The organism is Paraburkholderia sp. GAS448 (assembly GCF_050435685.1).
In the GTDB taxonomy this organism is placed as follows: domain Bacteria; phylum Pseudomonadota; class Gammaproteobacteria; order Burkholderiales; family Burkholderiaceae; genus Paraburkholderia.
The window spans coordinates 123,032-143,560 of the sequence record NZ_JBNDKT010000001.1 but is presented as its reverse complement, the minus strand read 5'-3'; the positions used below and the strand labels follow the sequence as shown (position 1 = coordinate 143,560).

The 20,529-nt window shown below is 62.2% G+C and carries 13 protein-coding genes and 2 pseudogenes; 10 read left to right on the top strand and 5 right to left on the bottom strand.

The window, feature by feature from the left end:
* Positions 1-156 precede the first annotated feature (156 nt).
* Positions 157-1,035: a peptidase gene (locus P3T23_RS00665; RefSeq protein WP_429314272.1), complete on the top strand. Its 879-nt coding sequence runs from the start codon at positions 157-159 to the stop codon at positions 1,033-1,035.
* 149 nt (positions 1,036-1,184) lie between these two features.
* On the opposite strand, the gene P3T23_RS00660 is transcribed toward P3T23_RS00665, so the two are convergent.
* Both P3T23_RS00660 and P3T23_RS00655 read right to left on the bottom strand, forming a co-directional pair.
* Positions 1,185-2,375: a porin gene (locus tag P3T23_RS00660; protein WP_429314271.1), complete on the bottom strand. Its 1,191-nt coding sequence runs from the start codon at positions 2,373-2,375 to the stop codon at positions 1,185-1,187.
* Positions 2,376-2,730: 355 nt separating this feature from the next.
* On the bottom strand, positions 2,731-4,026 hold the full coding sequence (locus P3T23_RS00655; protein ID WP_429314270.1) for a YhjD/YihY/BrkB family envelope integrity protein: 1,296 nt from the start codon (positions 4,024-4,026) through the stop codon (positions 2,731-2,733).
* A gap of 267 nt (positions 4,027-4,293) precedes the next feature.
* On the opposite strand from P3T23_RS00655, the gene fdnG reads away from it, so the two are divergent.
* Genes fdnG through P3T23_RS00640 form a run of 3 tightly spaced genes read left to right on the top strand, consistent with a single transcriptional unit; the run spans position 4,294 to position 8,912 of the window.
* Positions 4,294-7,365, top strand: coding sequence for a formate dehydrogenase-N subunit alpha (gene fdnG, locus P3T23_RS00650; RefSeq protein WP_429314269.1), 3,072 nt, complete (start codon positions 4,294-4,296; stop codon positions 7,363-7,365).
* Between the two features lie 10 nt (positions 7,366-7,375).
* Positions 7,376-8,296: a formate dehydrogenase subunit beta gene (gene fdxH, locus P3T23_RS00645; protein WP_429314268.1), complete on the top strand. Its 921-nt coding sequence runs from the start codon at positions 7,376-7,378 to the stop codon at positions 8,294-8,296.
* Positions 8,286-8,912, top strand: coding sequence for a formate dehydrogenase subunit gamma (locus tag P3T23_RS00640; protein WP_429314267.1), 627 nt, complete (start codon positions 8,286-8,288; stop codon positions 8,910-8,912). Before fdxH ends, P3T23_RS00640 begins: the two co-directional genes overlap by 11 nt.
* Before the next feature lie 122 nt (positions 8,913-9,034).
* On the opposite strand, the gene tssJ is transcribed toward P3T23_RS00640, so the two are convergent.
* The 3 genes and pseudogenes from tssJ to tssF form a co-directional block, all read right to left on the bottom strand.
* Positions 9,035-9,565 carry a type VI secretion system lipoprotein TssJ gene (gene tssJ / locus P3T23_RS00635; protein WP_429314266.1) on the bottom strand — a complete coding sequence of 177 codons (531 nt, stop codon included), beginning with the start codon at positions 9,563-9,565 and terminating at the stop codon, positions 9,035-9,037.
* A gap of 15 nt (positions 9,566-9,580) precedes the next feature.
* Complete coding sequence (gene tssG / locus P3T23_RS00630) at positions 9,581-10,744, bottom strand: type VI secretion system baseplate subunit TssG (RefSeq protein ID WP_429314265.1); 1,164 nt, start codon at positions 10,742-10,744, stop codon at positions 9,581-9,583.
* Positions 10,708-11,802 (bottom strand): annotated as a pseudogene (gene tssF, locus P3T23_RS00625) (type VI secretion system baseplate subunit TssF); the annotation flags it as partial. The gene tssG and the pseudogene tssF, both read right to left, overlap by 37 nt.
* Between tssF and tssD the strand changes: the two are divergent.
* The 6 genes and pseudogenes from tssD to selB all read left to right on the top strand — a co-directional run.
* Positions 11,744-12,031 (top strand): annotated as a pseudogene (gene tssD / locus P3T23_RS00620) (type VI secretion system tube protein TssD); the annotation flags it as partial. The pseudogenes tssF and tssD sit on opposite strands and share 59 nt — an antisense overlap.
* Positions 12,032-12,178: 147 nt before the next feature.
* Complete coding sequence (gene tssH, locus P3T23_RS00615) at positions 12,179-14,914, top strand: type VI secretion system ATPase TssH (RefSeq protein ID WP_429314818.1); 2,736 nt, start codon at positions 12,179-12,181, stop codon at positions 14,912-14,914.
* Positions 14,915-14,925: 11 nt separating this feature from the next.
* Positions 14,926-15,348 (top strand): type VI secretion system baseplate subunit TssE, encoded by a 423-nt coding sequence (gene tssE, locus P3T23_RS00610; protein ID WP_429314264.1) that lies wholly within the window; start codon positions 14,926-14,928, stop codon positions 15,346-15,348.
* An 865-nt stretch (positions 15,349-16,213) separates the two neighbouring features.
* Positions 16,214-17,146: a formate dehydrogenase accessory protein FdhE gene (gene fdhE / locus P3T23_RS00605; RefSeq protein WP_429314263.1), complete on the top strand. Its 933-nt coding sequence runs from the start codon at positions 16,214-16,216 to the stop codon at positions 17,144-17,146.
* Positions 17,147-17,160: 14 nt separating this feature from the next.
* Complete coding sequence (gene selA / locus P3T23_RS00600) at positions 17,161-18,603, top strand: L-seryl-tRNA(Sec) selenium transferase (RefSeq protein WP_429314262.1); 1,443 nt, start codon at positions 17,161-17,163, stop codon at positions 18,601-18,603.
* Positions 18,600-20,522, top strand: coding sequence for a selenocysteine-specific translation elongation factor (selB, locus tag P3T23_RS00595; RefSeq protein WP_429314261.1), 1,923 nt, complete (start codon positions 18,600-18,602; stop codon positions 20,520-20,522). Before selA ends, selB begins: the two co-directional genes overlap by 4 nt.
* Positions 20,523-20,529: the final 7 nt, after the last annotated feature.

Below are 20,529 nucleotides of genomic sequence, written 5' to 3'. Positions count from 1 at the left end.
GCCCGAACAGGCTCAGGGAGGCCTATCAAGGCTCCACCAGGAGCATCCGCCCTTCACAAAGCTCGCCACGCAGCCGATATCACGCAGGAAGCGTCAAGGACACGGCCTCGGCGCATTACAATAGCGGCGTTCGGTCGTTTTCTGGATTTTGCAAACATGACTTACTGCGTGGCGATGTGCGTGGATGAAGGCCTCGTGTTCCTGTCGGATACGCGCACCAACGCGGGCGTCGATCACATCAGCACGGCGCGCAAGATGTCCGTGTTCGAACAGCCCGGCGAGCGCGTGCTCGTGCTGCTTGGCGCGGGCAATCTATCGCTGACCCAGGCGGTGCTGCATGCGCTCACTGAGCCCGCCGACTCCGCCAGGCCGACGCTGTGGACGGTCGCGACGGTTGCCGAGGCGGCCCGAGTGGTCGGCGAGGCGGTGCGCCAGGTCTATCAGCGCGAGGCCCAGGCGTTGCAGGAATTCGGCGTCGACTTCAACTGCAGCTTCATCCTGGGCGGTCAGATCGCTGCGGTTGGGGGGGCGGCAACGATGCCGCGTCTCTTCATGATCTACTCGGCGGGCAATTTCATCGAAGCGTCGAGCGTGAGCCCCTATTTCCAGATTGGTGAATCGAAGTACGGCAAGCCGATCATCGACCGCGTACTGACGCCTGCGACACCGCTCGACGAAGCCGCCAAATGCGCGCTGATCTCGATGGACTCGACGCTGCGCTCGAACCTGTCGGTGGGCTTGCCGCTCGACCTGCTGGTCTATGAAAAGGATGCATTGCATGTGACCCGTTTCGTCTCGGTCGATCAGGACAACGCGTACTACCAGATGATTCATCGCACCTGGGGCGATCAATTGCGCCGCGTGTTCAGTTCGATTCCCGATCCGGCGTGGGAGAACTCGGGCGATGTGCCGCTGCGCCAGCGTGGCCACGCACCCGTGGTGCAGCACAACGGCGCCGATGGCGCGCATGGGCAGCCGGATCACCAGCCTGCACAGACGCTTGCCCAGGCGGACAGGCACAAGGCGCAGCACTAAGCACCAGCACCCGCGCGTTCATCGAGCCACTTTTGCTATTCAGCGATACCGCATGCAGCCTCGTCGCCGGAAACAAAAAAGCCAGCCATCGGCGGATGCCTCTGGCTGGCTTCTTACTACGTTTGCTTCAACTCGACATCAAGCTCTGGTTAGAACTTGTGACGGATACCGAGGCTGACCATGACCTGGTTGTCGGTGCTCGACTGGTTGCCGTACGAACCGATCGAAGCCGTAGAGGAAACGAGGAGGCCCGTGGTCGGGTCGCGCTGTTCGCCGCTTGCATGCTGCCAGGCGCCAACCAGGTAGAAGTCCGTGCGCTTCGAGATCGAGTAATCGCCACCCAGCGACACCTGGTTATACGTCGCGGACGAGTCGCCGTGTCCCTTCGTGTAGGCGTAGCCAATACCCAGCAGCGCTGCCGGCGTGATCTGATAGCCCAAATAGGCGCGGCCGACTTCGTACTTCTGGGTCTGACCGAAGGTCGAACTTCCGTCATGGTAGTACTGCGCGTTGCTGTAGCTCAGATTACCCGTCCACGGACCGGTAACGTACTGAACAGCCACCGAAGCGATGCCGATTCTCGACGCAGTAGCGTAGGCGGCGTTGATGCCTGCGAAGGTCGGGAAGGCTGAGTCGAACATGCCATCCGACGTGCTGCTCCAGCCCGTGCGCAGCACCGGCGAGTTGAGGTTGTGCATCGAGACGTAGCCACCAGCGACGCCGAGCCCACCCGCCGCCCACGTTGCCGCAGCACCCCACGTCTGGCCCGAACCCACTGCGCCTGCAACACCGCCCAGTGCGTACATGCCCTCGAACTGGAAGCCTGAGAACACCGGCGACACGTACTTGAGAGAGCTGCTCGTACGCGAGCTGTTGTCGTTGTTGTCGACGTCGCCCGGCGTTGCGAACGTGCTGCCGAAGTAGTTGTCGCCGGTCAGCGGCTGAACCATGTCGACGAGCGGGTCATACTGACGACCAGCCGTGAACGTACCGTAGGCATCGTGCGTCAAGCCAACATAGGCCTGGCGACCGAACAGCAGGCTTTGGCCGTTGAAGCCGTAGGTGCCCATCTTGCCGTTGTTCACGTTAAAGCCGTTTTCCAACTGGAAAATGGCCTTCAGACCGCCACCCAGATCTTCCGTGCCCTTCAGGCCGAAGCGGCTGCCTTGCAGGTTGCCGCTGAACAGTTGAAAGACGTGGCCGCCAGTGGGCGTGGCGTTGTTCACGTACTGGATCGATTCATCGATCAGGCCGTACAGCGTGACGCTGCTTTGAGCATGGGCAACACCTGCAGTGCCCAGCAGTGCCAGCGAGAGGGTAGACAGCGCGATTCGTTTCATCATTTCTCCACGCAAATGATTGGTTTTCGTAGTTGCGATTGGAGAATAGCTCAGGGTGACTAAACGTAAGAACTGAAAAAAATTCACTGTCTCGAAAATGTGACACCTGGCCGGAAACCGCATAAATACGCCGTGCGCGTCGCTATTGCTGATTTGGCAATAGTGAATGCTTGGCGCTGCAATATTATTGTTTCAATGAGAGTGATCGTATGGAAACGGCAAAAACAGATTGATACGATGAAAGTAGGGTGTAATGAACTTGTATATTCCGCGCGATGATTGCAGCGGTCATGTAAACACCGAAAGGGCACAGATAAAGCACTGCGGACTGGACTTTTTCCGCAGATCGTGACTGCTACGAAGATTGGCGACCGTCGTCGGCTGCGCCGTTCGCCGGGGTAGGGTTTTCGGTACCCCGGCGCCCCGCCACCGTCGTGACGACGAAAGCTGCGCCAGCCGCGATCAGCATCGAGCCCCACGGATGCCGCCTGACGTAACGGTCGGCGTCGGCGGCCGTACGTGCGGCCTGAACGAACGTAGCGGCAGCGGCGCGCGTGGCCTGCTTTTCCGCACGCGCCAGCGAGCCGACGAGGCTGATCAGGACAGGCGGGGACGGCTGCGACCCGCCAGACGCCGGTTCCGGATTGACGGGCGCAGCGTCAGCGCCATTAGTCGACGCGGCGCTTTTTGAGCGGTTGACCGAAACCGTCGACGCCGCGATCGCCGAAGCAAGCATGGCCCGGCTGCCAGGCAACACCTCTTCCTGCATACCCCACGGGCCGCGCGGATCGTGCAGTCGCCCGCGGGCCGCCGAAAATTCCGCACCGAGCAGCAACACCAGCGCCGAAAAATAGAGCCACATCAGCAGCACGGCGAGCGAGCCGGCTGCGCCGAACGAGTTCGCCATGCCAGCGTGCGCGAGATACAGCGCGAACAGCTTTTTGCCTGCGGAGAACAGCAGCGCCGAGACGAAGCCCCCCACCAGCGCATCCCGCCACTGCACCGGCGCGTCAGGGAGGAACTTGAGCAATGCGGCGAACGCCACGGCCAGCACGAAGAGGCCGACGGCCAGCTGAAGAAGATTGCCGATCATGAGATAGGGTGAGTCGCCGAGCAGCCATCTGCCGACGAACGTGATCGCCGCATCGAGCACCAGCGAGACGATCAGCAGAAACGCAACCCCCAGCACAAGACCGAACGAGATGAGCCGCACCCGCACAAGCGCGAGCACGCTCGACGTGCGAGGTCCCGAGAAGGGCCAGACTATATTGAGTGCGCTGTTGAGCGACGAGAACGTCGCCGAGGCACCAATGGCGAGCAGCACAAACGAGATGATCGCGGCGATGCCTCCCGCGCTGCCGCTGTGGTGCGCGTTCTGAACGATGGTTTGCACGCCGGCGGCTGCGTCGTCGCCGAGTACACCGTGAACCTCGCGAAACAGTTCGCCGCGCGCTGCATCGGCGCCGAAGAACCAGCCTGCGACTGCAATCACCATGACAAGCGTCGGTGCCAGCGAAAACGCGGCGTAGAAAGCGATGCCTGCCGCCATCGCCGCGCAACGGTTTTCCGCGAACTGCCTGAAAGCGCCGACCGCCCATGAGGCCTGCTTGCGTGCGGCGGTCTGAAGCTTGTCGGTGGAAAGCGTGTCCATGCGTGCTGTTCCTGACTGGATCAATGCAGTGAACGCGGCGGCCGTGGGCGCTACGCCGGCGAGCCTTAACCTTCGTAGACTTTGCGCAAACCCTATCCCTCGTACTATAACAAGGCACAAGGCGTTGCCCCGCGTCCCGTTGCGCGCCGCAATAAATCAGAGAGTAGGGGATTCGCAGTCGGAGAAACTGTGCGCTTTGCACTGCGATTGCGCATTAATCGACTTATACTTTTCAGTACCCCCACAACAAACAAGCCGAGGGCGACCATGCTCCAGATGTCCCGGCGTCAGTTCCTCAAGGTCACGGCGACTACGCTGGCCGGATCGAGTCTAGCCTTGATGGGCTACTCGCCGGACGTCGCACTCGCCGAAGTCCGGCAATACAAACTGGCGCGTACAACTGAAACACGCAATACCTGTCCGTACTGTTCCGTCGGCTGCGGCGTTTTGATGTACGGTCTGGGCGACGGCGCGAAGAACGCCATCACCAGCATCATCCATATCGAAGGCGACCCGGATCACCCGGTCAATCGCGGCACGCTATGTCCGAAGGGCGCGAGCCTCATTGATTTCATTCACAGTGAGAGCCGTCTCACGCATCCGGAATACCGGGCGGCCGGTTCGGACAAGTGGGAGCGCATCTCCTGGGAAGACGCGCTCGACCGCATCGCCAAACTGATGAAGGAAGACCGCGACGCGAACTTCGTCGAAACCACCGAAGACGGCAAGAAGGTCAACCGCTGGCTGACGACAGGCATGCTGGCCGCGTCGGCGGGCAGCAATGAAGTCGGTTATCTGACGCACAAAACGGCCCGCAGTATGGGCATGCTCGCATTCGACAACCAGGCGCGTGTCTGACACGGCCCGACGGTGGCAGGTCTTGCCCCGACGTTTGGCCGTGGAGCGATGACGAACCATTGGGTCGACATCAAGAATGCGGACGTCATTCTGGTCATGGGCGGCAATGCAGCCGAGGCTCACCCATGCGGTTTCAAATGGGTCACCGAAGCGAAGGCACATCGCAAGGCGCGCCTGATGGTGGTCGATCCGCGCTTTACGCGCACTGCATCTGTCGCTGACTTCTACGCGCCGATTCGCACCGGGACGGACATTGCTTTCCTTGGCGGGATCATCAATTACCTGCTGACGAACGACAAGATCCAGCACGAGTATGTGAAGAACTACACGGACTTCCCGTTCATCGTCCGTGAGGATTTCGCGTTCAACGACGGCATCTTTTCCGGCTATGACGCGCAGAAGCGTCAGTATCCGGACAAATCGACGTGGGACTACGAACGCGGCGACGACGGCTTCGTGAAAGTCGATCCGACGCTGCAGGATCCGCGTTGCGTCTACAACCTGATGAAGCAGCACTACTCGCGCTACACGCCCGAGATGGTCGAGAAGATCTGCGGCACGCCGAAAGAGAAGTTCCTCAAGGTCTGCGAAACGCTCGCGACCACGGCCGTGCCTGGCAGGGCGGCAACGATCCTGTACGCGCTCGGCTGGACCCATCATTCGGTCGGCGCGCAGATGATCCGCACGGGCGCGATGGTGCAGCTGCTGCTCGGCAACATCGGCACTGCGGGCGGCGGCATGAATGCGCTGCGCGGTCACTCGAATATCCAGGGCCTGACGGATCTCGGCCTGATGTCGAACCTGCTGCCCGGCTACATGACGCTGCCGAACGAAGTCGAACAGGACTTCGACGAGTACATCAAGAAGCGCGCGCCGCAGCAGATGCGTCCGAACCAGTTGAGCTACTGGAAGAACTACCGCGCGTTTCATGTGAGTTTCATGAAGTCGTGGTGGGGCGATGCGGCGACCGCGGAGAACAACTGGGGCTTCGACTATCTGCCCAAGCTCGACAAGCCGTACGATCTGTTGCAGACGCTCGAGCTGATGAACCAGGGCAAGATGAACGGGTACATCGCGCAGGGCTTCAACCCGCTCGCGGCTGCGCCGAACAAGGCCAAGAGCACGGCGGCGCTCGGCAAGCTGAAGTGGCTCGTGATCATGGATCCGCTCGCCACCGAAACTTCGGAGTTCTGGAAGAACCACGGCGAGTTCAACGACGTCGATTCGTCGAAGATCCAGACTGAAGTGTTCCGTCTGCCGACCACCTGCTTCGCGGAAGAACGCGGTTCGCTCGTGAGTTCCAGCCGCGTGCTGCAATGGCACTGGCAGGGCGGACAGGGCCCGGGTGAGGCGAGGAGTGACCTGGAAATCATGTCGGGCCTGTTCCTGCGCATGCGCAAGGCGTACAGGGAGCAGGGCGGCAAGTATCCTGACCCGATCGTCAACCTGTCCTGGCCGTATGCCAACCCGGAAAGCCCGACGCCGGAAGAGCTGGCGATGGAGTTCAACGGCAAGGCGCTCGCGGACCTGACGGATGCCAAAGACCCGACGAAGGTGCTGTTGAAAAAGGGCGAACAGCTGTCCGGCTTCGCGCAGCTTAAGGACGATGGCACGACGTCGAGCGGCTGCTGGATTTTCTGTGGCGCGTGGACGCAGGCTGGCAACCAGATGGGACGTCGCGACAATTCCGACCCGACCGGGATCGGTCAGACGTTGGGCTGGGCGTGGGCGTGGCCGGCGAACCGGCGAATCCTGTACAACCGCGCGTCTTGCGACCCCAGCGGCAAGCCGTTCGACCCGTCGCGCAAGCTGATCGCGTGGAACGGCACGGCATGGACAGGCCCGGACATTCCTGACTTCAAGGCCGACGAGCCGCCCGAAAACGGCATGGGACCGTTCATCATGAATCCGGAAGGCGTGGCGCGTTTCTTCGCCCGCGACGGCATGAACGAAGGTCCGTTCCCCGAGCACTACGAGCCGTTCGAGAATCCGCTCGGCTATAACCCGCTGCATCCGCAGAATGCGCAGGCGACCAGCAATCCGGCCGCACGCGTGTTCCCGGACGACCGCGCGGCATTCGGCAAGGCGCCGGAATTCCCGCATACGGCGACGACCTATCGTCTGACTGAGCATTTCCACTTCTGGACGAAGCACGCGCATCTGAACGCGATCATCCAGCCGCAGCAGTTCGTCGAGATCGGCGAGGACCTGGCGAAGGAGGTCGGTGTGGTGGCGGGCGACCGCGTGAAAGTGTCGTCGAATCGTGGACACATCGTCGCCGTGGCCGTGGTGACGAAGCGCATCAAGCCGTTGATGATCGACGGGAAGAAGGTGCAAACGGTCGGCATTCCGCTGCACTGGGGCTTCAAGGGGCTGACAAAGCCGGGGTATCTCGCGAACACGCTGACGCCGGTGGTGGGCGACGGCAATTCACAGACACCGGAATTCAAGTCGTTCCTGGTGAAGGTCGAGAAGGCATAAGGGGCGCGAAATGGCACTGCAATCTTTGGATATCAAGCGCCAGTCGGCTACTACCACGCCTTCCGCTTCGGTGCGTGAGCCGGCCACCGGCAGCGTCGCAAAGCTGATCGACGTCACCAAATGCATCGGCTGCAAGGCCTGCCAGACGGCGTGCATGGAGTGGAACGATCTGCGCGATGAAGTCGGTGTGAACGTCGGCGTCTACGACAATCCGGGCGACCTGACCGAGCATTCGTGGACGGTGATGCGTTTCGCCGAATACGAGAACTCGGACGGCAACCTCGAATGGCTGATCCGCAAGGACGGCTGTATGCATTGTGAGGATCCGGGGTGTCTGAAGGCGTGTCCTTCGCCGGGTGCGATCGTGCAGTACACGAACGGCATCGTCGATTTTCATGAGGAAAACTGCATCGGTTGTGGATACTGCATAGCGGGCTGCCCGTTCAACATTCCGCGCATTTCGAAGAAGGACCATCGTGTGTACAAGTGCACGCTGTGCTCGGATCGCGTCGCGGTAGGCCAGGAGCCGGCCTGCGTGAAGACGTGCCCGACCGGTGCGATCGTGTTCGGCACCAAGGAAGACATGAAGGAGCACGCAGCCGAGCGTATCGTCGACCTGAAAGAGCGCGGTTTCGAGAATGCCGGGCTGTACGATCCACCGGGTGTCGGCGGCACGCACGTGATGTACGTGCTGCACCATGCAGACAGGCCGTCGCTCTATCACGGCCTGCCGGACAATCCGAGAATCAGCCCGTTGGTGGGACTATGGAAAGGGGTTGCCAAGCCGCTGGCGCTTGCGGGTATTGCGTTGACCGCGCTGGCTGGATTCTTCCATTACACGCGTGTCGGTCCGAACGAGGTGACGGAAGAGGATGAACTGGCTGCGCGTGACGAGGCACGTCGGATCAAGGAGCCGTCAGATGAAACATGACGAACCGAACCTGATCGTTCGTTATACGCCGAACGAGCGCACCAACCACTGGATTACCGCGATTACGTTTGTTCTGCTCGCGCTGTCCGGGCTGGCGCTGTTTCATCCGTCGATGTTCTGGCTCACTGCCCTGTTTGGCGGCGGGCAGTGGACGCGAATCCTCCATCCGTTCATTGGCCTTGTGATGTTCGTTTCTTTTCTGATTCTTGTGTTGCGGTTCTGGCATCACAATTATCTGGATCAGAGCGATATTCAGTGGCTTAAGCAGATCGATGATGTGCTCGCCAATCGCGAAGACAAGTTGCCCGAGATCGGGCGCTATAACGCCGGGCAGAAGCTGCTGTTTTTTGTCATGGTGGCGTGTCTGGTTTTGTTGCTTTGCAGCGGGATTGTGATATGGCGGCGGTATTTCTCTTTCTACTTTCCCATCGTCGTGATTCGGTTGGCTGCTGTCGTGCATGCTTTTGCCGCATTCGTTTTGATTTGCGGGATTATTGTGCACATCTATGCGGCTATCTGGATCAAGGGGTCTGTCGGCGCGATGATGCGTGGGACTGTCACCTATGGGTGGGCGCGGAAGCATCATCCGCGATGGTTTCGGGAGAGTGTCAAATAGGAGTTTGACTTGCTGCTTTGATTGTTGGCGGTGGGAGGGGCTTTTGGCGTTCCGCTACCCCTGGTTCTACCCCCAACACAATGCGTAGTGCTCGCGCAGTGGCTCCGCAATGAGGCTCTTCATCATTCCGGCCTCGACTTCGCGGGATCAGTGGTTGCTACCAGTTCCCTGTCGACGAGTTCGAGCTTCAGCGGTGCATCCGCTGAGAGTTCCTTATTCGGCACTACGCGACGCCAGGCCCCATTCGAATCCGGGTCGCGGTAGAACGCGACGATACCCACATACTCCGTGTCGGGCTGCATTGGCTGCGAAACGCTGGCGGACGCGCCGGGATTCACAACGGTCGCAGTGCTCGCCTGGAGATCCTGGGCCAGGAGCGTCTTGTCGTTCTTCAGCAGATCGTCATACGAGGCCTTGTCGAAGAGCTTGCGGTCCTTGAGCTGGTACACGCGCACGGCAACCGAAGTCGATCGCATCGCTTCATCGGGATTGACCGAGGCACGCGCGGTCAGGTCAACCTTCAGCACCTTCACCTGTTTGAAGAAGACCGCGTGATACGCGCTCGAGGTCGAGTCCGACACGGTCTGCCACGCGCCGCATGCACTGAGCAGCAGACTGGCGGCAAGAACGGTCGTGGTTAAACGGATGGGCATAGAGGTACTCCAGAATCAGGCAAGCGACGCGAGGAACGGGTTCGGTCCCGGCGCCGGAAATGCTTCGTAAGAACCGAGTGGAACGATGATGAGACGTTCATCGGCTGAAGGCAGGACGGTGGTCCAGGCAAGACGCGGCGCCGGACCTTCGAGCGCCGCGCCGATTTTCGGAGGAGGCGCGATTCGCGACGATACTTCCATGCGCAGGAACACGTCGGCCCTGGTACCGACGTACAGTCGGATAAGGGCCATCAGCTCGCTGTGCAGCCACGCTCCAGGTAACAGATCGTGGGCCTGTTCCGCATCGGCTGGCCGCAAGGTCACGCGGGTGGCCCGGCTCCGGTATGCGAGGCGCTTGCCCAGCACGTAGCCGCCACCGAGTCCCCGGCGCTTGCCCTCGCCCTGTGTGCTGTCAACACTGCCCGCAGACGTGAGCGGTTGCGGCTGGCCCGCGCCCTTAAGGGTCGGAAAGAACTCATCGACACGGACTTTGACGCCCGGCACCGCCAGCGCGACGACCCCGGCTAGCCCTTCGGGCGTGCGCGTGCGCTGGATCAGCAGCCCTAGCAGCGCCAGGACACGCGAGTCTGGCAGCCCGGCGCGCGCGGGCTTCTCACCCCAGCCGAAGCCCGCCAGAGACAACAGCTTGCGCGAATGCGCATCGGTGCCGCCTGGACGGAAGCCGATCGGATAGCGGTATTTCTTCCATGCGCGGTAGAGCAGCGTGACAAGCCGGTGATTGAACTGATCGAGAAACGCTTCCAGCGCTTCGTGTCCTTCCGTTCGCAGCACGATATCGTCGATCATGTGCGAGGGCATTGCGGCGTCCACACCGTACAGGCCCATGAACGTCGTGCGTACGGTTGGCGGGGCGTTTGGTCCGTACGTGACGCCCTCCTCGTCAAACTCGACCGAAGCGATTTCGCCGGCCGGAAAGCCGACGCGAGGGCGCGGGCGGAACCTCACGGGTTCGTGCTCCGGCGTATCGCGCGTCCCGAAGCCGGGATGTTCCCCCAAGGGGACTTCCTTCGGGGCCTCCGGTACGCGCACTTCGAGCAGCTGACACAGCTGCATGAAGTTCATCATCGGTGCGCGGGCGAGCAGCGACGCGACCAGCGGTTCCAGATTGGGTAAATCGGGCTTCATAGCGGGGAGTGCCGCGCCTTGCTGCGCGGCCATTCAGTGCGTTGCTGCGATGGGAGGCTCACAACGGCAAGTTTTGTGAACAGGTTGATTTCCGCATACAGCGCGAAGAACCGGTGCAGCAACTCGCCGAATAGCATCACGTCGCCTTCACCCGCGAATGCGTGGCCGTCGAGCGTGACCTCGATCAGCACGCCCCGCTCGACCGAACCACCTGACACCTCTTCGAGCAGTTCCTCCGACACGTGCAGGATGCCCGCGAGGCGGCGGCGGTTCAGCTCATCATTGGTCCAGTCATAGAGCGCCAGTGCACCGCGAAGCACTTCAGCGTCCATCATCGACAGAAAGTTCGGCGCGAGGTGCGACAGCACGCGCCACTGGAAGCGGTCGCCGGTGGGCGGGTAGAGCGGCAACGTCGGCGCTGCCAGATTGCGTACGGCCGACACGTTCGGCGTGCTCTCGCCCAGTTCGTTGATGTTCGCTTCGCGCAGGCCCTTTCTCGGCAGCATGCCGTTCGTGCCCGTCACGCGTAGCGACAGATTTTCGGCTGGCAGATCCTCCATGGACTCCCACGCGTGGCCGCCGAGGATGACCCACGTGTCATGCAGACCTGTCACGCCCTGCCTGACCCGCGTATGGAAGTACCGCTCCGGTGCCTCATGGCGCAACATCCCGCCGCGGTGCCGGAACGTCGCGAACGGTACATACTCATAACGCTGCGCGCTGGCGTGATCGAACGATTCGATCGCATCGACCGAGTAAGTTTCGACGTTGGCCCCCTGATGGCCGGCGGCCACGACCCGGTATTCCGTCTCGTGGTGGTTCACGTCGATCGGCTCGGCGTCGAGCGGAAACAGGTTGATGACCGGCGTACAGAACAGCCGCACGTTCTCCGCCGTGAAGCGCTGGTCGGACGGGTAACCGTGTTTGAGCAGGATTTCCAGTTCGAAGCTGAACGCGTTCGCGGGCAGTTTTGCGATATCCAGACCACACAGATCAACGAACAGGAACTTCTCCCGGAACGTGAAGTATTCGAGCAGCAACTGGTACCTGTATAAGGCAGTGACGAGCGGCCAGACCCTGAAGTCGATCGAGATCAAGTGGTACAAGATCGATGATGCTGGCAAGGAAAAGGAATACTTCAACACGAAGCTCGACAACGTGAAGGTCGTCGCGGTCCAGCCGAAGATGCACGACATCAAGGATCCGGCGTTCGAGAAGCATAACCACCTCGAAAAAGTCGAACTGCGCTACGAGAAGATCACATGGTCGTACAAGGATGGCAACATCATCCACACCGACACCTGGAACGAACGCTCGTAAGGTGCTCTGAGCGGCTGGCACCGGCCACCTGATCCCCGGATCGGGATGTGTGTCGCCTTCTTTCGCCAGTCCGCCTGGTATCGGCTGGCGCATTTTATTCATGCCCGCAAGCCATTAGGCTTCGGGCTCTCTTTCCTCCTGACGATCATGACGCTGCGGGACTCCACGCATCTGCTTCGCAAGCTCAACCCCCACTGCGCGAGCGCGCTGGCCGATGCAGCCAGTCTGTGCAACGCCCGCCTGCACGGTGAGATCACGCCCGAGCACTGGTTGCTGAAACTGATTGAGCACGGCGATGGCGATATCCCGGTGATCCTGCGACACTACGAAATCGACATCGACACGGTATGGGATGCGCTGCTAGCATCGCTCGAGCGCTTGCGGCGCGAGCTGCGCGGCAAGCCTGCCCTCGCTCGAACGCTCGCCGAGGTGCTGCAAGGCGCGTGGCTTCACGCATCCGCCGCCGGCGATGGAACATCGATACGCTCGAGTCACGTGCTGCAGGCGCTGGTGGACGCACCCCATTGCCTGCGTGCCACCGACGCGTGGCCGCTGCTGTCCATCAGTGCCGCCCAGATCCGCCGGCTTGCTACTGTGATCGACCGCCAATCGGTCGAAGTCAATGACGATACGGCTGCCGGGACGACCAACAACGTTTCGCCCGCGCGGACGACCGGTACGGAAGACGAAGCGCATCCCGGCGCAACGATGAAACCGCACCTCCGCACGCGTGCCAGGCAACCGGAGGGCGAGGCGCTCGCCCGGTTCGCAATCGATCTGACGGCGAAAGCGCAACGCGGCGAAATCGATCCGGTGTTCGGGCGAGATCGGGAAATCCAGCAGGTTGTCGACGTGCTCGCGCGGCGCCGCAAGAACAACCCGATCCTCGTCGGTGAGCCTGGCGTGGGCAAAACCGCCCTCGTTGAAGGCCTGGCGCTCCGGGTCGCAGAAGGGTCCGTGCCGAACGTGATCCGCGACGCGCGCATCCTGACGCTTGACCTGGGGTTGCTGCAGGCCGGTGCCGGTGTGAAGGGCGAATTCGAGCAGCGCCTGAAAAACGTGATCGACGAAGTGCAGCAGTCGGAAGTGCCGGTGCTGCTGTTTATCGACGAGGCGCACACGCTGATCGGCACCGGCAACGCAACCGGCAGAGCCGATGCGGCAAACCTGCTGAAACCGGCCCTTGCGCGCGGCGAGCTGCGTACGATCGCCGCGACCACCTGGTCCGAGTACAAGGAATTTTTCGAGCGCGATGCCGCGCTCGAACGGCGCTTCCAGGTGATCAAGGTCGACGAGCCGGATGACGCCGCTGCGTGCCTGATGCTGCGTGGCCTTGCGAGCCGCTATGCGAAGCACCACAACGTACACATTCTCGATGAGGCCATCACGGCGGCGGTCAAGCTGTCACGCCGTTATATCCCGGCCCGCCAGCTACCCGACAAGGCGGTCGATCTGATCGATACGGCAGCGGCTCGCGTGCGTATGGGGTTGGAATCTCCTCCGGCTGAACTCCAGCGGGCAGGCGCCGCGGTCGCCGCGCTTGAACTGGAAATCGACGCACTCGCCGCCGACCAGCGGGCCGGCGCGCAGAACCTGCAGGAGCGGCACGATGTCCTGCAGGCCGCGCTCACCGATGCGCGTGCGGAACGGGATACGCTGCAACAGCGCTACACGCGCGAACTTGAACTGGTCAACACGGTGCACACGCAACGTGGTGCTGATCGGAAAGCATCGGGCCACGGCAATCAGGCGCTCGCCATCGCCAGGCGGGCCGTGATCGACGCACAGGGCAAGACACCGCTCGTCTTTGTCGACGTGGACTCGCAGGCCATCGCCCGCGTGGTCGCCGAGTGGACCGGCGTGCCGGTTGGCAATCTGCTCGAGGACGAGCTGGCCGGACTGCTCTCGCTCGAAGAGAGTCTAGCCATCCGTGTGGTCGCCCAGGACGACGCGCTGGCGGCACTTGCAGAAAGCCTGCGCACGGCGAAAGCCGGCCTCAAAAACGAGCATTCGCCGCTCGGCGTGTTCCTGCTGGCGGGACCATCAGGGGTAGGCAAGACCGAAACGGCGCTCGCACTTGCTGACCTGCTGTTTGGCGGCGAAGCCGCGCTGACGACAATCAATATGTCGGAGTATCAGGAAGCCCATACGGTTTCGCAGTTGAAGGGCTCGCCTCCCGGTTATGTCGGGTACGGCCGCGGCGGGATTCTGACCGAGGCTGTGCGGCAGCGTCCCTATAGCGTCGTGCTGCTCGATGAAGTAGAGAAAGCGCATCGGGACGTGCTCGACATGTTCTATCAGGTGTTCGATCGCGGCACGATGCGCGACGGCGAAGGCCGCGAGATCGACTTCCGCAACTGCGTGATCCTGATGACGTCCAACCTCGGCAGCGCGCAGATCGACGAGGCCACGGCGGAGAATCCTGCCATCTCGCGGGCCGAACTGCTCGGCACAATTCATCCCCAGTTGGTCGCGCACTTCCAGCACGCGCTGCTTGCCCGCTTCCAGACGCTCGTCTACCGGCCGCTCGACGCCACGGCACTCGCGTCGATCGTGCGGCTGAAGGTCGCGAAGGTTGCCGAACGTCTGCGCCGTCTTTACAACGTCGCGCTTACCTGCGATGACGCGTTGACCGGGTCGCTGGCACAGCTTTGCCTCGCGCGCGAATCCGGCGCCCGCAACGTCGATGCGGTCCTCAACCAGCGCATTCTTCCTGCCGTTTCGCGCGAGCTTCTGGCGAGGATGGCCGAAGGCCTGCTGCCGGCTGAAATTCAGCTGTCGATGTCCCAGGACGGGAATCTGACCATCGACTTTGCCGACCGGTACGACGCGCCATCTTCCGTCGATGCGACCACTGACGATCCGGTCGCGGCAGGCATGTGAAGGAGCAAGTGATGCCAGTTGGCCCTTCGCTGTACGACAAGCTGCTTGGCCAGATCGGCGGTGAGCCACTGGATGCGTACGACGACAGGACACTCGAGATCCTGAGCGTGCAGCAGAACATTCGCCGTATCCTCAATGCACGGGCGGGCGCGCTCAAGCACCTGCCCGATTATGGACTACCGGATCTCACAAACATCTACAAGGCGCTGCCCGCCTCGGCGCATCTGCTCAGGCAGCAGATGGAGGCGACACTGCTCGCGTACGAGCCGCGTATCCGGTCGATCGACGTGGAATACATCGACAATCCTGACCCCGACGTCCTGGTGAGCTACGAAATGACGTGCCATCTGAAGAAGGCCGGACTGGTGCGCTTCGGCACATACTTCGAGCCGCCGGGCCGCATGCGTGTGCAGCGGATTCAGGGTGAACGCTGAGGCCGGACCGGCAGGCGAAACGAGCTGAAACGTCACGCTGGATTATTAATAGTTGCCTTGACGACTACAGAGACATTGCCTTGGACAGGATGTAACCGATGCCGGGTTTGATCAAACCCAGGCATCGGATAGTCGAACGTGCCATTGAATCGATGCCAGTGACGCATGCAGACGCATCTGCATGCAACCAGCTTGCGCTCTTCGGCGCTGAGTTTGAGCAAAGGCACTTCGCGCCGCGCGCCGTGATTGAATGAACACCAATGACAGAAAATCAAGTGCGGCACCCACATCCCCTGGCATGGACCGTGGACGAAATGCGCGCACTTGCGGCGACTCGCGGCGGCCGTTGCCTGTCGGATTGCGATACAGGGGTAAAGGCGAAGGCGGAACGGGAGTGCGCGGCGGGGCACCGCTGGTTCGCGACGCACGACAGGATTTTCAGACACAGATCGGCGAGGTCGATAGCTTTTTTCATGATGTTTTCGGCGTGTGAGTACATCATGATAGTTGGCGGTTACGTGGACGCTTGAAGGGTATACCCGGCGCGAATCCGGGGTCGTGGCGGGGCTACCGTGCGCCGGGTAATATGCTGGCATCCCTGCGGCCCGCGAACGGCGCTGCCTGATTTTAAAATCCGGTTGTGGGATTTTCGCCAAGAATTGTGTTGGGGTAGAACCAGGGGAGTGGAACGTATTTTTCCAGAAAACCCCGCCCCGTAAGGCTTTGAGGCCAACGTTCAGCTTTGGCAGGAAAGAAAGGCAGGTGCCGCCCCGCACACGGGCAACGCTAATAAACCGACAAGATAATCGGCACCCAACGAAAAGAAAGGCCCGCAAGCAAGGAAACAAAGGAAAGAGGCAAAAACATGGTGCAACGCATCCTGGAACCAGGCCAGATCGAATCTCTGGACGCGTCAGCGATCCCCCGAATCCGCCTGCCCGAACGGGCAACCGTATTCGCGACCCGGGCCGCGCGCATGCGCAAACTCGCCGACAGTAATCCGATCGGCGGATACGTTCGCCTGATGGCTTCACTGGCCGACGCGCAGCAAAAAGTGCTATCGAGCTTCGAGGCTACGATGCCACCAAAAGAATCGATCGCGAAAGCGCAGGAACATTCGATGCCGCTAGTCCCTGCACTGGCGTCAGACCGTGATCCTGCCTGGCACGACGTGCTGCATCGCCTGTTGGACAAGGTAGAAGCCGCAGGCGCGGTCACCCCGGCATTGGCAAAAGTCCTCGACACGCTGCGCGCAAAGACCGACGCAGATCTCGACACGCAAGCCGACGCCATCCTCGCACAACGCTACAGCGAAATCGATCCTGCCGGCGCGCCGTTCATCATGGCTGCGCTGCAGGTCGTATGGACCGATCTGGCGAGCCGTCTCGATCAACGCGACATCCCGTACCTCGACACGCCTGGTCTCTGCCCGGTTTGCGGTTCGCTGCCGGTGGCGAGCATCGTGCGCATCGGCGGTCAGTATGAGGGCTATCGCTACCTGCAATGCGGCCTGTGCGCGAACGAATGGCACATGGTCCGCACGAAGTGCTCCAACTGCGATTCGACCAAAGGCATCGCCTATCACGGCATCGCCGGCGGTAACGAGGCACTGAAGGCCGAATCGTGCGACGAGTGCCACACGTATCGCAAGATCGGCTATCAGGAAAAGGACTACGACATCGAGCCGCTCGCCGACGATCTCGCCAGCCTCACGCTCGACCTGCTGATGAACGAAGCCGGTTATCAACGTAGTGCGCCGAATCCGCTACTATGGCCCGAAGTGCCATCGGACGCATAAGCGGAGGATCGCGTGTGAGCGAAGTATCGGGTCACGAATTGAACGCGCTGCTCGCGCGGGTACCGTCGGTCGAGCGGGTGATGTCGTCGGCGGCGCTAGAGCCGTGTATCGGCACATACGGCCGCACGCAGGTGCTCGCCGCCGTCCGCGCGACGCTGGATGCCTGGCGCAACAGCGTGCTGGCCGGCGTCGCGGACGCCGCGACAACGCCCGCGACGCTCGACGAGGCCCGGATTGCGGCCGAAGTCGCCCGCATGCTGGCCGAGCGCGCGCAAAGCCGCCTGCGCACCGTGTTCAATCTCACGGGCACGGTCCTGCACACGAATCTCGGTCGCGCATTGCTGCCCGACGAAGCCGTGCGCGCGGTCGTCGACGCGCTCACGCGGCCCGCCAATCTCGAGTTCGATCTTGCAACCGGCCGCCGCGGTGATCGCGACGATCTGATCGACGGTCTCATCTGCGAACTGACCGGCGCTGAAGCCGCTACCGTTGTGAACAATAACGCAGCGGCCGTGCTTTTGACCTTGTCGGCACTGGCGTCGAGGAAAGAGGTGATCGTGTCGCGCGGCGAGCTGGTCGAGATCGGCGGCGCGTTCCGGATTCCCGACATCATGAGCCGCGCGGGCGCACGCCTGCGTGAAGTCGGCACGACCAACCGCACGCATCTGAAGGACTATCAGGAAGCCATTGGCCCGCGCACGGCGATGCTGATGAAAGTCCATTGCAGCAACTACGCGATCAGCGGCTTTACGAAGACGGTCGAGCTTCAGGAACTGGTGCCGCTCGCCCATGCACATGGCTTGCCCGTCGCCGTCGACCTTGGCAGCGGGACGCTCGTCGACCTCGCGCAATGGGGGCTGCCGGGCGAGCCGACCGTGCGCGAGACGGTGGCGGCCGGCGCCGACCTCGTCACGTTTAGCGGCGACAAGCTGCTTGGTGGCCCGCAGGCGGGGCTGATCGTCGGTCGCAAAGAGTTGATCGGCAAGATCAGGAAGCATCCGCTAAAACGGGCGCTGCGCGTCGGCAAGCTCACGCTCGCCGCGCTCGAACCAGTTCTGCGTCTGTATCAGGCGCCGGAATTTCTGCGTGAGCGCCTTACCACCTTGCGTCTGCTCACGAGGCCTTCCGAGGACACGCGTGCTGCTGCCGAGCGCGTACTGCCGGTGCTGCAGCAGGCGCTCGGCGATCGATACGCCGTGACTGCCGAACCGATGTTCAGCCAGATCGGCAGCGGGGCGTTGCCGCTCGATCAACTGCCAAGCTACGGGCTCGTCGTGCGCAATGCGTCGGGCAAACGGAGCGGCAGTGCGCTGCAAAAACTCGAAAAAGCACTCCGCGGATTGCCGCGTCCGGTGATCGGTCGTGTCGCGGACGATGCTGTGCGCCTCGACCTGCGTTGTCTCGAAGCCGACGACGAAGCCGTCTTCGTCGCGCAATGCCAGGAGTTGCGCGCATGATCGTCGGCACAGCCGGCCATATCGATCATGGCAAGACAACCCTGGTACGCGCGCTGACTGGCGTCGATACGGATCGGCTCAAGGAAGAGAAGGCGCGGGGCATTTCGATCGAACTCGGTTACGCCTACACGCCGCTCGACAATGGTGATGTGCTGGGTTTGATCGACGTGCCCGGTCACGAGAAGCTCGTGCATACGATGGCGGCGGGCGCGTGCGGCATCGATTTCTCCCTGCTGGTGATCGCCGCAGACGACGGCATCATGCCGCAGACGCGCGAGCACCTCGCGATCCTGCAACTGCTCGGCGTCGCGCGAGGCGCAGTGATCTTGACCAAGACGGATCGCGTCGATGCGGCGCGGCTCGCCGAGGTTCGCGGCGAGATTGACGCGTGGCTCGCATCGACGTCGCTCGCCGGTGCACCGGTCTTCGCAACGAATGCGACCCAGCTTGACGACCCAGGCGTAGCTGCACTGAACGCGCATTTGCGTGCGGCCGCGATCGCGTGGCGTGCGCGTCGCGACGACGGCCTGTTCCGGCTCGCCATCGACCGCGTGTTCACGCTGGCGGGACAAGGGACGATCGTCACCGGCACGGTGTTCGCGGGACGCGTCAACACAGGCGACACGATGATGCTCACCCCCGCCGGCACGCCGGTCCGCGTGCGCAGCATTCACGCCCAGAACCAGCCCGCGGATACCGGCCGCGCCGGCCAGCGCTGCGCGTTGAATCTCGCCGGCATCGACAGGGACTCGATATCGCGCGGCGACTGGATCGTCGATGCACGGCTCGCTGAGCCGTCGGAGCGGCTCGATGTCGATCTGACGCTGCTCGCGGACGCCGGCATCACATTGCAGCACTGGGCGCCGTTGCATGTTCATATGGGCACGACGCATCGCGTGGCGCACGTTGCGCTGCTGGAGGGCGACACGCTGACGGCGGGCAATACGGCCCGCGTGCAACTGGTGTTCGACACGCCGGTAAGCGCGTTGCCGGGCGACCGCTTCATCGTGCGCAATGCACAGGCGATGCGTACCGTGGGTGGTGGGCGCGTTCTCGATCCGTTCGGCCTCGCGCGTAAGCGACGCACGCCCCAGCGACGCGCCTGGCTCGATGCGCTCACGACGTGGCTCGACGAAGCGAGCCTCGGCGAGCTGCTCGAACAGTCGCCGCGCGGCGTGCTGCGCTCGACGCTGATGCACGTGACCGGCTTGCCTGCGCAGGCGTTCGTTCTGCCGGCCGATGCGATCGAAATCCCCTTGCACGGCAAGACTGCCGACGATGCGTTTATCGTGATGCGCCGTCACTGGGGGGAGATGCGTGAGCATGTTCTCGATGCCTTGCAGAACTTTCACGCGCGCTCGCCTGACGAGCAGGGACCAGACGCGGCCCGCCTGCGACGCATCGCAGCGCCGCTACTGTCCGACGCGTTGTGGCGTGCCTTGATTGACGCGATGGTCGCGGATGGTGTGGTGCTGCGCAGCGGCCCGTGGTTGCATCTGCCGAACCATACCGTCACGCTCGATGCGTCGGAGGAGGTGTTGGCGCGCGCTCTATTGCCGCTCATCGCTGAAGGGCGCTTCGACCCGCCATGGGTGCGCGATCTGGCCGCCGCCGTCAATGAGCCCGAGGATCGCGTGCGACAGTTGCTGCGCAAGCTCGCACGGCAAGGGGACGTCTATCAGGTGGTGCGCGATCTCTTCTATCATCGCGACGTGGTGCGTGAACTTGCTGGCCTCGTTGCCGAACTGGCGGCGCGAGGCGGCGGCGGAACAGGCGCGTCCGCATTTCGCGATGCCGCGGGTCTTGGCCGCAAGAGATCGATTCAGATTTTGGAGTTCTTCGACCGCGTTGGGTATACTCGCTTCCAGCGTGACGTCCACCTGTTGCGTGCCGATAGCCGCCTGCACGATGTCCTGTGAACTTTAT

Bases quoted from the DNA above. Each gene is read 5' to 3' on its own strand.
- P3T23_RS00665 (WP_429314272.1), top strand. From the start codon at position 157: ATGACTTACTGCGTGGCGATGTGCGTGGATGAAGGCCTCGTGTTCCTG.
- P3T23_RS00660 (WP_429314271.1), bottom strand. From the start codon at position 2,375: ATGAAACGAATCGCGCTGTCTACCCTCTCGCTGGCACTGCTGGGCACT.
- P3T23_RS00655 (WP_429314270.1), bottom strand. From the start codon at position 4,026: ATGGACACGCTTTCCACCGACAAGCTTCAGACCGCCGCACGCAAGCAG.
- fdxH (WP_429314268.1), top strand. From the start codon at position 7,376: ATGGCACTGCAATCTTTGGATATCAAGCGCCAGTCGGCTACTACCACG.
- P3T23_RS00640 (WP_429314267.1), top strand. From the start codon at position 8,286: ATGAAACATGACGAACCGAACCTGATCGTTCGTTATACGCCGAACGAG.
- tssJ (WP_429314266.1), bottom strand. From the start codon at position 9,565: ATGCCCATCCGTTTAACCACGACCGTTCTTGCCGCCAGTCTGCTGCTC.
- tssG (WP_429314265.1), bottom strand. From the start codon at position 10,744: ATGGCCGCGCAGCAAGGCGCGGCACTCCCCGCTATGAAGCCCGATTTA.
- tssH (WP_429314818.1), top strand. From the start codon at position 12,179: ATGACGCTGCGGGACTCCACGCATCTGCTTCGCAAGCTCAACCCCCAC.
- tssE (WP_429314264.1), top strand. From the start codon at position 14,926: ATGCCAGTTGGCCCTTCGCTGTACGACAAGCTGCTTGGCCAGATCGGC.
- fdhE (WP_429314263.1), top strand. From the start codon at position 16,214: ATGGTGCAACGCATCCTGGAACCAGGCCAGATCGAATCTCTGGACGCG.
- selB (WP_429314261.1), top strand. From the start codon at position 18,600: ATGATCGTCGGCACAGCCGGCCATATCGATCATGGCAAGACAACCCTG.